Source organism: Thermodesulfatator atlanticus DSM 21156 (genome assembly GCF_000421585.1).
GTDB classification, from domain to species: Bacteria; Desulfobacterota; Thermodesulfobacteria; order Thermodesulfobacteriales; family Thermodesulfatatoraceae; genus Thermodesulfatator; species Thermodesulfatator atlanticus.
This window is the reverse complement of record NZ_ATXH01000017.1, coordinates 23,551-37,306: the sequence shown is the minus strand read 5'-3', so window position 1 is coordinate 37,306 and position 13,756 is coordinate 23,551. Positions and strand designations below refer to the sequence as shown.

The window sequence follows — 13,756 nt, the reverse complement described above, 5'->3', positions numbered from 1 at the left end:
AAATGGCTAAATACTATATTTATCATGATCCTACCAGGTGTATCGGTTGTCTTGCCTGTGAACTGAGCTGCATGGACTGGAAGGGGCTCCCTTTTGGCGAGGCCAACTGTCGTATTTTCCGTTCAGGGCCTGATATGTTTCACGGAAAGCCCCGCCTTATGTTTCTTTATAATTCTTGCTTTCATTGCGAGCGGCCTTTCTGTGTAGAGGCCTGTCCTACAGGGGCTTTATTTAAAAGAGAAAGTGACGGCATAGTTATGTTTAAATCGGATCTCTGTATAGGTTGTAGGGCTTGCATTATGGCCTGTCCCTGGGGTATTCCGCAATGGAATAGCCTAGAGGGCAAAATCCATAAGTGTGATTATTGCGTTGAGCGTATTGATGAAGGCCTTGAACCGGCATGTGTTACACGCTGCCCTATGGATGCGCTTAAGTTTGTAAGGGTTGAAGAAGCAAGCAAACTCAAAAGGGCACGCTGGCTAAAGGATACCTTCAAGCATGAAGTGTCCCATGCAGCGGAGTTCTAAAAAGATTTTATTTTCACAATTTTTTGTGAGTGCTCAAAAAAAAGAGAAAATAAGAGAGATTTTCGTAGTTTTTCCATATAAAAAATGTTCAATATTTATTTTGACAAAATTGAACTGAAAGAATACAGGCTTCCTATGGATAGAATCGAAAAAAGATAGGAGCAATCAAATGCCGTACACGATAGAGCATGATCCTTCAAAATGTGACGGTTGTCAGAAGTGTGTGGAAGCCTGTAATAAAGGCCACGGGTTTTCGCCCGGCATTTCTAATTGTCGTATCCTTTCCATGAAAGTAGTGAAAGATGGTGAGGTTAAAGAATCTTTTGCCTACTTTTCCTGTATGCAATGTAAAAAGCCCAAGTGTGCTGATGCCTGTCCTACAGGGGCGATGTACCGCGATGCCTCTGCTGACGTAGTTTTTATTGATCAGAAGTTATGTGTAGGTTGCCTCAATTGCATTTTTGCCTGTCCTTGGGGAGTGCCTGTTTTTGATCCTTTAACCGGGGTTGTGACAAAATGTGATCTTTGCTACAACCGCATTAAAGCTGGTAAAAAACCCTATTGTGTTGAAGCCTGTCCAAATGGAGCGCTTACCGTCAAAGAGAAGAAGGCTCCTAAAAAGCCTGCTAAAAAGGGGCCAGCTAAAGCAAAAAGTGCGAAAAAACCTGAAGCCAAGTCTGCAACCCAAAAAGAATCTGAAAATGCAACACAGGGGGCGTAGATGGAACTTTCTCTAAGCTTAAAATATATCCCGATTCTGATCACAGCTTTAATTGTTTTTGCTATCGGCGCCGCCATGGTCATTATCAACTGGATTTTGGCGCCCAAACGCCCTTATCCTGAGAAGGCCATTGCTTACGAGTGCGGACTTCCTCCTACAGGTGAGCCCAGGCATCGCTTTGACGTTAAGTTTTATGCCATTGCTATTCTCTTTGTGGTGTTCGATGTGGAAGCTGTTTTTCTCTATCCTTGGGCCACCACCTTTGATCAGATTGGGTTTTTTGCCTATGTGGAGATGGTAGTTTTTATAGCTCTTCTCCTAGTTGCTTATTTCTATGCTTGGATCAGGGGGGCTTTTCAATGGGATTAAAAGGTACGGTTGAGGTAAGCGAAGGGGTAAGCCAAGTCCCGGGGACAGATGTTTACGTTACCACCTTTGATAAGCTTCTTAACTGGGCTCGTACAGGTTCTTTGTGGCCCATGACTTTTGGTCTTGCTTGTTGCGCTATCGAAATGATGGCCACAGGTGCGAGCCATTACGACTTAGATAGGTTTGGGATTATTTTTAGGGCTTCTCCCCGACAGGCAGACGTTTTGATCGTGGCAGGAACTGTAACCAAAAAAATGGCGCCTATTGTGCGCCGTGTTTACGACCAGATGCCTGAGCCTCGCTATGTCATTGCTATGGGAAGTTGTGCGTGTTCAGGAGGGGTTTTTCGAACCTATTCCACCGCGCAAGGCTGTGATGAATTTTTGCCAGTAGATGTTTATGTGCCGGGATGTCCCCCAAGGCCAGAGGCTTTGCTTGAAGGAATAATGAAGTTGCAACAGAAAATCCGGTCAGAAAATGGTCGCTGGGGGATGTTCCGTTAAGGAGGCGATATGCGAGCGCTTGAGTTGTTACAAGAAAAATTTGCTAGTGAGATAGTTAAAACCGGAGAAACTGCCGGTCAGCACTACGTTATTGTTAATCGCGAAAAAATCGTAGAAATTCTTCGTTTTCTACACGACCATCCGGAGCTTTTGTTTGATCACCTGGCAGACCTTACTGCCATTGATTGGCATGGCAAGAAAAAAGACTATCGCTTTGAAGTGGTCTATAACCTCTATTCCATACGTTATGGGTATTTTTTGAGGGTAAAAGCCCAGGTTCCTGAAGATGATCCGCGTATCGATTCGGTGACCTGTATCTGGCAGGTGGCAAACTGGTTTGAACGTGAAGTTTACGATATGTTCGGCATCACCTTTAACAACCATCCTGACTTAAGAAGGCTTCTTATGCCAGAGGATTGGCCAGGGCATCCTTTGCGCAAAGATTATCCTCTGTCTCCCGAGCCAGAGCAGGAATGGCAGGGATACAAAGAACTTAAAGAAAAAGCCAAACGTTTGGCTGAATTCGATTGGTATAAGAGAATTCCACCTGGCCTTAGCGAAGAGACGCAAGAGAGCGCTCAAGTAGAAGAGGAGGAGGGCCATGGCACAAGCGCTTGAAATAATCCAGAAACAGCAGGAAGCCGAGGAGTGGGAAGAGCCATATCTCGTTAATATGGGCCCTCAACACCCGGCTACCCACGGGGTGTTGCGTATCTTTCTTGAGCTTGATGGCGAATATATTGTTCACTGCGATCCCCGGATAGGCTATCTCCACCGTGGCATTGAAAAGCTTTCGGAGACTTTTACCTACTCTCAAGCAATCGTCCTGACAGACCGTTTGGATTATATCGCTTCTGCTGCCAACAACGTGGGCTATTGCCTGGCAGTTGAGAAATTGATGGGCCTTGAAGTCCCCAGAAGGGCGCAGATTATAAGGGTGATTGTGGCGGAGATGGCCCGTATTGCAAGCCATCTTCTTTGGTTGGCTACCCATGCTTTAGATATCGGCGCCATGACGGTTTTCCTTTACTGTTTCCGTGACCGTGAGTGGCTTTTAAATATTTACGAAGAAATTTGTGGTGCACGTTTGACTCACACGTATCCTGTGATTGGTGGGGTGCGTTTAGATTTCACGCAACATATTATCGATGAACTTTACCGCTTCACCGAAGAATTCCCAAACCGCATTCCTGAGTACGAAACCTTGATTGACGTGAACAGGATTTGGCTTAAGCGAACCAAAGGTGTGGGCGTAATTTCTGGAGAAGAGGCGGTAAACCTTGGTTTGACCGGGCCTTCTTTGCGCGGTTCAGGAGTACGCTACGACCTTCGCAAGAATTGTCCCTATCTCATATATGATGAACTCGATTTTGACATGGCTGTTGAGTACGAAGGCGATGTGTACGCAAGGTACCGGGTGCGTATGAAAGAGATGCGTGAAGCAAACAAAATTATACGCCAGTGCTTAGATAAACTCGCAGAGTGTGAAGGAGAGCCGGTAATTGCCGAAGATGCTCCTGGTTTGTTTATGCCTTTTGGCAAGCTGAAAAAACCGCAAGCTTCTCCGCATCCTAAGCGGGGATATCTCATCAAAGGGGTAGAGGTTCCTGTTGTTCCTGAGGGAGAAGTCTACGTAGCTACCGAAGTGCCCAAAGGCGAGCTTGGTTTTTACATTGTAAGTGATGGTTCTGGTCACCCTTGGCGCATGAGGATTAGAGCGCCCTCATTTGTACACATTTCAGCTATTCCCGCCCTGTGTAAAGGGCAGATGGTGGCAGATATTATTGCGGTTATTGGTTCTGTAGACATTGTTTTAGGAGAATGTGACAGATAGCGGGGAAAAACTATGGATGTACAAGGAATGTACCAGGCAGCAAACCACTTTTTGTTGAAGTATTTGGGCATTTCTCTTTTCAAGAGTTTGGTGATAGTAGTAGTTGCCCTTTTGCATGTGGCCTATGCTACTTATGCTGAACGAAAGATCATAGGCCGCATGCAGCAGCGAATAGGCCCCAATCGTGTAGGGCCACGAGGGCTTCTGCAGCCCATTGCTGACGTCTTGAAATTATTAGGTAAAGAAGACATTACGCCTAGTTGTGTAGATAGCCGTGCGGTGTTTATGGTTGCTCCTTTTATCAGTCTGGTAGCAGGAGCAACAAGTCTCGCTGTCCTACCTATCTGGGAAAACTTTGTAGTTACCAATGTTAACGCTTCGTTATTGGTTGTGTTGGCCATGAGCTCACTTTCATCTTTTGGTGTTATCCTGGCCGGTTGGGCCTCTAACTCCCGTTACGCCTTCTTGGGCGGCTTGAGAGCTGGTGCCCAGGTGGTGAGTTACGAAATAGCCATGGCCCTTTCTTTGGTAGGTGTAATGATGCTTGCCGGCTCCATGAATCTTGTTGAAATCGTCAAGGCCCAAATAGCAAGCCCCTTTAAAATTTATGCTATTCCACAAATTATCGGCTTCTTTGTTTTCATGATTGCAGCTGTTGCTGAAACAAACCGTACTCCTTTTGATTTGCCCGAAGCCGAGACCGAGTTAGTTGCTGGTTACTTTGTGGAATATAGTGCTATGAGATTTGCGCTTTTCTATCTTGCCGAATATTTCGGAATGATTGTTATGTCTATCTTAGCTGTAGTTTGCTATCTCGGTGGCTGGTATGGTCCATTTGAGATTCCAGGTATTCCTTTCTTTTGGTTTTTAGTGAAAGTTTACTTTTTAATCTTCTTTTATATCTGGATCAGAGCCACTTTACCTCGTTATCGTTATGACCAGTTAATGGGATTAGGTTGGAAGGTTTTAATTCCTCTTGCCCTTCTCAATATCGTTATTACAGGGTTTATAAAGATACTGTTCTAAATGATGCTTTGAACGGAGGAGCCATGGGTCTTCTTAAGACAGTGTTTCTTACAGAAATAATGAAGGGTCTTTCGCTTACATTTCGTAAGCTTTTTGCTAAACCTGTAACTATTCAGTATCCAGAGGTTAAGAAAGAACTCGCTCCTGGTTTTCGCGGAAGGCATGCTTTAGTTCGTGATCCAAAAACGGGTATAGATCGCTGTGTTGGATGCTATCGATGTGCTCAAGTATGTCCTTCGAGATGTATTTTTATTGAGACAGAGAGAGATCCTAATACAAAAAAGCGTATTGTGAAACGTTATGATATCGATGCCTTAAGATGTGTTTTTTGCGCATACTGTGTTGAAGTTTGTCCTGTAAATGCTTTGGTACTTACTGAATTTTATGAGTATTCGGGTTTTAGTCGCGAAGAGCTTTATTTTACAAAAGAAAAGCTTCTACAGAATTGGGATGAATTTATCGTAACCCAAAAGCGGCCGTACTTTAATCCTTTCTGGAAGCCTCGTGGTGTACCAGAAAAGCTCTTACCAGGGCCAAAAAGAAAGGCGGAGGGCATTTAAATGGAAGCATTATTATCAAAGTTAGTTTTTCTTTATCTATCAATTGTGCTAATTGTTACGGCCATATTAGTGATTACTAATCGTAATGCTGTACACGCAGTCCTCTGGATGTTAGTGATGTTTTTTCACCAGGCGGTTCTTTTTATCACTCTAGATGCAGAATTTCTTGCTGCGGTTCAGGTTATTGTCTACGCTGGGGCAGTATTAGTTCTCTTCTTATTTGTTGTTTATATGATTAATTTAAGGACGGAATTAAAAGTTAAGAACTTTATGGATTTTTGGCCGCAAGCAATACTTGTTTGTTTGGCTTTGATTATCCTTATAGTTAAAGCTATTTCTGATTTTCGTATGCCTCCTCCCGTTGGAGATATGACTCCCAAGCAGATACTTCTTGAAGGCCATGCAAAGATTCTTGGAAAATCTTTGTTTACGGAGCATATTCTTTCCTTTGAAGTTGTAGGTGTTCTTTTATTAGTTGCTGTTTTGGGAGCGGTTGTGCTCACGAGGAGAATTAGAATGAAAGAGGAGGAGCTATGATACCACTTTCCTGGTTTATTTTTCTTACGGTTGTCCTTTTTAGTATGGGAGCTCTTGGATTTATCATCAGGCGTAATGTGATTATTATGTTGATGTGCGTTGAGATAATGCTCAATGCAGTTAATATTAGTTTAGTTGCTTTTGGACGTATGTTAGAGCACACTTTAGCCCATGTTTTAGTGTTTTTTGTTATAGCCGTAGCCGCTGCAGAAGCTGCTATTGGTTTGGCTTTAGTAGTTCTTTTATTTAAGAAAACTCGTGAAGTTCATATGGATCAATTCCGCTTATTAAAGGGGTAAACGTATGGAATACGTTATCTGGATACCATTTTTGCCGTTGATTGCTGCTACTATCACCTTGCTTTTTGGGCGTTGGTATATTCGGAAACAGGCCCATTGGTTACCGTGTATTGCCGTATTTGGTTCATTTTTATTGTCATTTAAAGCACTTTTAGATGTAATAGGTGGAGCACGTGCTAATTTTGATCTCTACTCCTGGGTTATCGCTGATACTTTTAAGGCTGCAGTTGGTTTTCAGATTGATCCCCTTTCTGTTTTGATGCTTGCGATGGTTTCGTTTCTTTCCTTTCTTATCCATGTGTATTCAATAGGCTATATGGAAGATGATCCTGGTTATTACCGCTTTTTTGCTTACATTTCTCTTTTTACGTTTTCAATGTTAATGCTTGTTTCTGCTAATAACTTTCTGCAACTCTTTTTTGGTTGGGAAGCAGTTGGTCTATGTTCCTATCTCTTAATTGGTTTCTGGTATCAGAAAAAGAGTGCCGCAGACGCTGCTAAAAAGGCATTTATTGTTAACCGTTTTGGAGACTTCGGCTTTGCCCTTGGTGTATTTCTAGTGTTCTTAACTTTTGGAACAATCTATTATGATGATGTCTTTGCCAGGGTTCATGAGATCGCGCATACGACCGTAAATTTCCTTGGCTTTGACGTGCTACTTGCCACGCTCATTGCCGTGCTTCTTTTTTGTGGTGCCATGGGTAAGAGTGCCCAGTTCCCGCTACACGTCTGGTTGCCCGATGCCATGGAAGGTCCTACCCCGGTTTCAGCCTTGATCCACGCCGCTACCATGGTTACGGCTGGTGTTTTCATGGTTTGTCGTTGCCATGAAATCTTTGTCCTTTCTCACACAGCTATGGCGGTTGTTGCTGCGGCTGGGACCATAACCTGTTTTATGGCGGCTACCATTGCTCCTACCCAATTCGATATCAAAAGGGTCATCGCTTATTCTACGCTTTCTCAGCTGGGTTATATGTTCATGGCTTGTGGGGTAGGGGCTTTTGCAGCGGGCATGTTCCACTTGTTCACCCATGCCTTCTTTAAGGCCCTTCTCTTCTTGGGTGCTGGAAGTGTGATGCATGCCATGCACCATGCCCCTGACCCAACTGACATGCGATATATGGGCGGACTCAAAAAGTATATGCCCATTACTTTTTGGACCTTTTTTATTGCCTCACTTTCTATCTCGGGAATTCCGGGTTTTGCTGGATTCTTTAGTAAAGACGAAATTCTCTGGCTTTCTTTTGTCTCGGAATATCCGTGGGGTAAGTTTGTTTGGTTTGTGGGCACCCTTGTGGCAGGTTTAACTGCTTTTTACTCCTTCCGGGTAGTGTTTATGACCTTCTTTGGTGAGTTCCGTGGCAAAGAAGTGCTTCACGGGCACGAACCCCATGAGTCTCCTTCGGTTATGACTATCCCTTTGATGATTCTTGCTGTTGGTGCGGTGGTAACCGGTTGGCTGGGTGTGCCTCATGTTCTTGGTGGCGAAAATCACTTTGGAAAGTTTCTTGAGCCAGTGCTTGGGCATCCTCATATCCACCTGCCTTATTGGCTTTACGGTAAAAGAGAAATTATTGAGCTTTTCTTAATGGCAGTATCTGTGGCAGTGGGTGTTTTGGGCATTGCAGTCGCCTATGTAGTTTACGTGAAAAAGCCCGAACTTCAGCGGCTTGTTCCGGAGAAGTTTCCGAAACTTTACCAATATCTTTACCACAAATGGTATTGGGATGAGATTTACGATGCTACTATTGTAAAGCCGACCTTCTTTACCGCCCGTGCGATAGTGCAGGGTGTCATTGATTCTGTTCTTATTGAAGGCGTGGTCAACGGTTTACCGGATCTAATTCGTCGTGGAGGGGCTTCACTCAGGCGGGTTCAAAGTGGCGTAGTGCAAACATATGCTTTGATAATGGCCACTGGTGCCGCCATAGTTTTATTGTTGGTTTACATCTTTTAGGGGGGCTAAAATATGGAAGCGGCCTTGCGCATGTCAGATTTTCCTTTGCTTTCGGCCATTATCTGGTTGCCGGTACTGGGGTCTATTATTCTGCTTGCTCTCCCCAGGAATGACAAACTTATACGATGGTTCACCCTGGTAGTTGCTGTTGCTGATTTTTTGATTTCGCTGCCTTTGTTTTTCGACTTTGATAAGAGCTTTGCGGGAATGCAGTTTGTAGAAAAGCTTTCCTGGATCAAATCATGGAACATTTCTTATTTTCTGGGTGTTGATGGTATCAGTGTCCTGCTGGTTCTTTTGTCAACCCTCATCACCATCTTATGCGTATTGATTTCCTGGGAAGCTGTTACTGAAAAGGTCAAAGAGTTTCATATTGCCCTTCTTTTGACTTCTGCGGCAATGATAGGTGTCTTTTGCTCTCTTGATCTCTTTCTTTTTTATCTTTTCTGGGAAGCAATGCTTATCCCCATGTACCTTATTATAGGGATTTGGGGAGGGCCTAATCGCCTTTACGCTACCATAAAGTTCTTTCTTTATACGCTGGTTGGCTCTGTTTTAATGCTGGTTGGTATCATCTTCCTTTACCTTAAGGCAGGCACTTTCAATATCCTAGAAATCATGAATTTGGGCCTGCCTTATAAGTTTCAGTTCTGGCTCTTCTGGGCGTTCTTTGCAGCCTTTGCGGTGAAAGTGCCTATGTGGCCCGTTCATACCTGGTTACCAGACGCCCACACCGAAGCGCCTACGGCTGGTTCGGTTATCCTTGCTGGCATTCTCATCAAGATGGGTGCTTACGGGTTTTTGCGCTTTTCTCTTTCATTTTTCCCCGTGGCCGCCAAGGAAATGATGATTCCCATGTTGGTTTTGTCCGTCATAGCCATTATTTATGGCGGCATAATTTGTCTTGCCCAAACAGACCTCAAGCGTCTCATCGCCTACAGTTCCGTGAGCCATATGGGGTTCATTACCCTTGGTATCTTTTCTCTTAATGGCAATGCTGTGGAAGGCGCCATTCTCCAGATGATAAATCACGGGATTGTCACCGGGGCACTCTTTATGTGCGTTGGTGTGGTTTATGAGCGTACGCATACCAGGGCCATTAAAGATTATGGTGGCTTGGCAACGGTAATGCCTATTTTTGCAGCGTTTTTCATGGTCTTTACGCTGGCTTCGGTGGGTCTTCCTGGGACTAATGGATTCATCGGGGAATTCTTGGTCCTTCTGGGAACTTTTGCTTCTAAAAAATGGGCAGCTGCTCTTGGTACAACCGGTATCATAGTTGGTGCCACTTATATGCTTCGCCTTTATCAGCAGGTGTTTTATCAGGAAGTTAATCCCAAGGTGATGGGCTTGCGTGACGTAAAAATGCGGGAGGTAATTGCTTTGGTGCCTATGTTAATTCTTGTCCTCTTAATAGGGTGTTATCCTACGCCGTTCTTGGGTTTTATGCATGAATCGGTAAGGGCTTTGTTGGAACATGTTCACAGTGCGCCTAGTGCTACGGCGCCAATTAGCGAAATCATAAAGGAGGGGTTCAATGTGGTCCTCCCTTCCTAGCTTCGTAGCGGTTTATCCCGAGATTTTGTTGGTCATAGTGGCAAGTGTAATGGCCCTTGTTGATCGTTGGGTCAAGTGCAAAAACGTCTTTGCCTGGGCCTCTATTGCAACCGCATTGCTTGGTATCATTTTAGTCTTTGCGGTTCAGGGAAACGTCTTTGGGGCTAGTTATGCGGCAGATGCCTATGGCCTTTTCTTTAAGGTCATCTTTTTGCTAGCGTTATTGTTAGTGGTGTTACTTTCCCCGGGATATAACAAGATCGTAGGCATCAATTTCGGCGAATATTATGCCCTTTTGATGTTTTCAGTAACAGGCATGATGCTCATGGCCTCAAGCAAGGATTTAATTCTTCTTTTCTTAGGCCTTGAGCTCATGTCTCTTTCGGTTTATGTGCTGGTGGGGTTAATTTATGCTGATTTGCGCTCCTTGGAAGGTGCGATGAAATATTTTCTCTTGGGGGCGTTTTCATCAGCCTTTTTACTACTAGCAATGACCTTCTTATATGGGTTCACCGGCACCACTTATATCGACGAAATTGCTAAGCGTGTATTTTTTGAAGGAGTGCATGGCAATAAGGCCCTAGTATTATCTGCAGCCCTTTTTGTGATAGCTTTTGGGTTCAAAGTAGCCTTGGTGCCTTTCCATATGTGGTCACCTGATGCTTACGAAGGTGCACCCACCACGGTAACAGCATTTATGTCTATTGGTCCTAAAGCAGCGGGTTTTGCCGCTATGGGGCGTGTTTTTCTTGAGGCTTTGTATGTCTCAAGGGTGGAGTGGGTGGCACTTCTTGTTCCTCTTGCACTGGTAACTATGTTTGTGGGAGCTATCCTGGCAGTTGTCCAGACAAACATCAAACGCCTTTTGGCATATTCTTCTATCACCCACGCTGGTTACGCGGTGCTTGGTATTGTTGCGGCTAATCAAGAAGGCATGGCGGCTACGATGCTTTACCTCTTCTTCTACCTCTTCATGAATATAGGGGCCTTCGGGATAGTCGTCCTTTTAAGGCAAAAGGACTTTCTTGGGGAGAATATTTTTGACTACCAGGGTCTTTCCAAGACCCACCCTGTAGTAGCTCTTCTGATGTTGATATTCCTCTTTTCATTGGTAGGTATTCCCCCCACCGCTGGTTTTATTGGGAAGTTTTTCGTGTTCAAGGCGGCATATCAGGCAGGGCACCATCTGCTTGTCATAGGTGCGGTGCTTGCCAGTGCTATTGCCTCGTACCCTTATCTCCGTATCGTGATGCTCATGTACATGAAACCACCTGAACAAGAAGTAGGGCTCAACTTAACCCCTTATCTTTTTGCCGGGCTTTTGATTTCTGCTGTGGGTGTTTTACTCTTCGGCGTGTATCCCGAGCCTGTCATCTCCTTTGCCAGAGCCTGCAGTTTAGGGATCATTCCTTAAAATGTTCTTATTGAAAGATTTATACGCCTCGGTGGCTTGTAGCTGCTGAGGCGTTTTTTTTGATAAATTCTTCTTATAAGATTTTAAGATCCTTTTTTAAAGACGACCTGCTGTTTTTTCTAGCCTCTTTAAACAAATTTTTTGAGACTTAGTCATTTGTCCACAGGGAAAGGGAGATAAGAAACTTTTGCTTTACTTTATAGAAGATGCCTGGCATGCCAAGTTTTTAGGACCGGAAGAATAAGACTTTTTGACTTATAAAGGTGGTTCTTTATAATGCTTTTATGATGGCAAGAAAAAAACTTCCCGTAGGTATTCAGAGTTTTGTCGAGATACGTACGGAAAATTACTACTATGTGGATAAAACGCTTTTCGTCAAAAAGCTCGTTGATGAAGGGAAGTATTATTTTCTCTCTCGGCCGAGGCGTTTTGGAAAGAGCCTGTTTCTGGACACACTGCGCCAGGCCTTTTTGGGAAGGCGTGAACTCTTTGAAGGCCTTTATCTAGAAGAGAATTGGGATTGGTCAAAGAAGTATCCGGTGGTCTATATTTCTTTTGGTTCGGGAGTAATTAGGTCTCGAGATGAGCTTCTCGAGACTTTTTATTCTATGCTGCGTCGCCATGCTGAAGAATATCAGATATCCTATCAGGAAAAACTTCCAAATAAACGTTTTGAAGAACTTATTTTGCGTTTAAGTAAAAAATATAACCAAAAAGTTGTAGTGCTGATTGACGAATACGATAAACCTATTCTAGACAATATTAATCGGCTCGATGTAGCTGCTGAGATTCGCGAGGAGCTAAAGAATTTCTACTCTGTGCTAAAGGATGCCGATCCGTATCTTAAGTTCTGCTTCCTGACAGGTGTTACGAAGTTTTCCAAGGTTTCAATTTTTTCTGGGCTTAACAATCTGGAAGATATTACAATTTCTTCTGAATATGCCACTATTTGCGGCTACACGCAGGAGGAGTTTGAGGAGACTTTTGCTGATCGTCTAGCAGGGGTTGATTTTGAAGAAGTGCGTCGGTGGTATAACGGCTACTCGTGGTTGGGAGAACCGGTTTATAATCCCTTTGATATTTTGCTTTTTTTGCGCAACTATGAGTTTCGGCCGTATTGGTTTGAGACAGGCACACCGACTTTTCTCATCAAGCTTCTTACCGAGAAGAAATTTTTTATCCCTGAACTTGAGCACCTTGAGGTGGGTGAAGAACTTTTAGAAAGCTTTGAAATAGAATCTATCAAGCCCGAAACTATTTTATTTCAGACTGGTTATCTCACTATTGAAAAGCTAGAATATGTGCTTGGCAAAAAACGCATTTATAAGCTTCGATATCCTAATTTTGAAGTCAGGTCTGCCTTTTCTGAACATTTACTCAATTATTTTGTGCAAGACTTGCGTGCCAAGGTGCAGAATGAAATTCGTCTTGCCCGTATTCTTGAATCGGGAAAGGTAGAAGACTTGATAGATATTTTTCGTTCTTTTTTTGCTTCTATACCGCACGACTGGTACCGGAAGACGGAGTTAGCGGGCTATGAGGGCTTTTACGCGAGCATCTTCTACTGCTACTTCGCGGCTCTTGGCCTTGACGTACGGGTGGAAGAGGCAACGAATCAAGGCCGCCTTGACATGGCGGTGATGTTTGAGGGGCGCTGTTATCTTTTTGAGTTCAAGGTGGTTGAGGACACGGCCGAAGGGAGTGCTCTTAAGCAGCTTAAGGAGAAGCGTTACTTTGAGAAATATATCGGCAGATGCCGGAAGATTTTTCTCATAGGGGTGGAATTTAGCAAGCGTGAACGCAATGTGGTGAGTTTTGAGTTGGAAGAGCTAAATATCTGAAGGATAAAGCTAATCTTTTCAGAAGCACATTTAGGAAAATTTTTGATTCAAAGCCTATAAAGAATAGAATAGGTTTAAAGAGTTTAAAGAGAAGGTAAATAGCAGTTTTAGCCTTTTTACCTGTTACAGAAGAAAAATACATGGTGGAGATGGGGGGATTCGAACCCCCGACCTCCACGTTGCGAACGTGGCGCTCTCCCAACTGAGCTACATCCCCACTCCCAAGTAAAAGCTAACGAGGGGGGTGGTGTGTGTCAACTAAGCTTCGCCGCCTGCGGCAGAGGCCTTTTTGGCCTTCAACTTGGCCGCAAGGCGTGAAATTTTGCGTGCCGCCGTGCGGTGATGGAAGGTTCCTTTGGTCACGGCACGCTGAATCATGCTCTGAGCCCTAATAAAGGCCTTTTCCGCCTCTTCAAGGGTACCTGTTTCCAATGCTGCCAAAAATTTCTTAACTTCTGTTTTGACACGGGTTTTGATGGACTTATTGCGCATCCGACGTTTAAGGCTTTGCCTTAGAGCTTTTGCTGCTGATCTATGCTGAGGCAAGACTATCCCTCCTTTTCTATTTTGCAGCGCGCTATATAATACGACTTGAGAAAAATGTCAATGAA

The 13,756-nt window shown here is 44.0% G+C and carries 14 protein-coding genes, 1 tRNA gene and 1 pseudogene; 14 read left to right on the top strand and 2 right to left on the bottom strand.

Annotation, left to right across the window (positions count from 1 at the left end; translation table 11 throughout):
* Window positions 1–2: 2 nt before the first annotated feature.
* The 14 genes and pseudogenes from H528_RS0107815 to H528_RS0107745 all read left to right on the top strand — a co-directional run bounded on the left by H528_RS0107815 (window position 3) and on the right by H528_RS0107745 (window position 13,145).
* A complete protein-coding gene (locus H528_RS0107815) occupies window positions 3–527 on the top strand; it encodes a 4Fe-4S dicluster domain-containing protein (protein WP_022853767.1) in 525 nt (174 codons plus the stop codon).
* Window positions 528–696: 169 nt separating this feature from the next.
* A complete protein-coding gene (locus H528_RS0107810) occupies window positions 697–1,248 on the top strand; it encodes a 4Fe-4S dicluster domain-containing protein (protein WP_022853766.1) in 552 nt (183 codons plus the stop codon).
* Entirely contained in the window at window positions 1,249–1,617 is a 369-nt protein-coding gene (locus tag H528_RS0107805) for an NADH-quinone oxidoreductase subunit A (protein ID WP_022853765.1), read from the top strand.
* Window positions 1,608–2,120 carry an NADH-quinone oxidoreductase subunit B gene (locus tag H528_RS0107800; protein ID WP_022853764.1) on the top strand — a complete coding sequence of 171 codons (513 nt, stop codon included), beginning with the start codon at window positions 1,608–1,610 and terminating at the stop codon, window positions 2,118–2,120. The genes H528_RS0107805 and H528_RS0107800 overlap by 10 nt, the downstream gene beginning before the upstream one ends.
* Window positions 2,121–2,129: 9 nt before the next feature.
* Window positions 2,130–2,603 (top strand): annotated as a pseudogene (locus H528_RS0107795) (NADH-quinone oxidoreductase subunit C); the annotation flags it as partial.
* Between the two features lie 118 nt (window positions 2,604–2,721).
* Window positions 2,722–3,954: an NADH-quinone oxidoreductase subunit D gene (locus H528_RS0107790; RefSeq protein ID WP_022853762.1), complete on the top strand. Its 1,233-nt coding sequence runs from the start codon at window positions 2,722–2,724 to the stop codon at window positions 3,952–3,954.
* A 12-nt stretch (window positions 3,955–3,966) separates the two neighbouring features.
* On the top strand, window positions 3,967–4,980 hold the full coding sequence (nuoH, locus tag H528_RS0107785; RefSeq protein WP_084677681.1) for an NADH-quinone oxidoreductase subunit NuoH: 1,014 nt from the start codon (window positions 3,967–3,969) through the stop codon (window positions 4,978–4,980).
* Window positions 4,981–5,003: 23 nt separating this feature from the next.
* The gene (gene nuoI, locus H528_RS0107780) at window positions 5,004–5,540 is read left to right on the top strand and encodes an NADH-quinone oxidoreductase subunit NuoI (protein WP_022853760.1); all 537 of its coding nucleotides are present in this window, start codon (window positions 5,004–5,006) and stop codon (window positions 5,538–5,540) included.
* Entirely contained in the window at window positions 5,541–6,077 is a 537-nt protein-coding gene (locus H528_RS13175; RefSeq protein WP_022853759.1) for an NADH-quinone oxidoreductase subunit J family protein, read from the top strand.
* On the top strand, window positions 6,074–6,376 hold the full coding sequence (gene nuoK, locus H528_RS0107770) for an NADH-quinone oxidoreductase subunit NuoK (protein ID WP_022853758.1): 303 nt from the start codon (window positions 6,074–6,076) through the stop codon (window positions 6,374–6,376). The genes H528_RS13175 and nuoK overlap by 4 nt, the downstream gene beginning before the upstream one ends.
* 4 nt (window positions 6,377–6,380) lie before the next feature.
* A complete protein-coding gene (nuoL, locus tag H528_RS0107765) occupies window positions 6,381–8,333 on the top strand; it encodes an NADH-quinone oxidoreductase subunit L (RefSeq protein WP_022853757.1) in 1,953 nt (650 codons plus the stop codon).
* A 12-nt stretch (window positions 8,334–8,345) separates the two neighbouring features.
* Entirely contained in the window at window positions 8,346–9,890 is a 1,545-nt protein-coding gene (locus H528_RS0107760) for an NADH-quinone oxidoreductase subunit M (protein ID WP_022853756.1), read from the top strand.
* Window positions 9,871–11,304, top strand: coding sequence for an NADH-quinone oxidoreductase subunit N (locus H528_RS0107755; RefSeq protein WP_022853755.1), 1,434 nt, complete (start codon window positions 9,871–9,873; stop codon window positions 11,302–11,304). The genes H528_RS0107760 and H528_RS0107755 overlap by 20 nt, the downstream gene beginning before the upstream one ends.
* 284 nt (window positions 11,305–11,588) lie before the next feature.
* Window positions 11,589–13,145 (top strand): ATP-binding protein, encoded by a 1,557-nt coding sequence (locus tag H528_RS0107745; RefSeq protein ID WP_022853753.1) that lies wholly within the window; start codon window positions 11,589–11,591, stop codon window positions 13,143–13,145.
* A 141-nt stretch (window positions 13,146–13,286) separates the two neighbouring features.
* Here the strand turns inward: H528_RS0107745 and H528_RS0107740 are convergent.
* A tRNA-Ala gene (locus tag H528_RS0107740) sits at window positions 13,287–13,362 on the bottom strand.
* A gap of 41 nt (window positions 13,363–13,403) precedes the next feature.
* A complete protein-coding gene (rpsT, locus tag H528_RS0107735) occupies window positions 13,404–13,691 on the bottom strand; it encodes a 30S ribosomal protein S20 (RefSeq protein ID WP_022853752.1) in 288 nt (95 codons plus the stop codon).
* Window positions 13,692–13,756 lie beyond the last annotated feature (65 nt).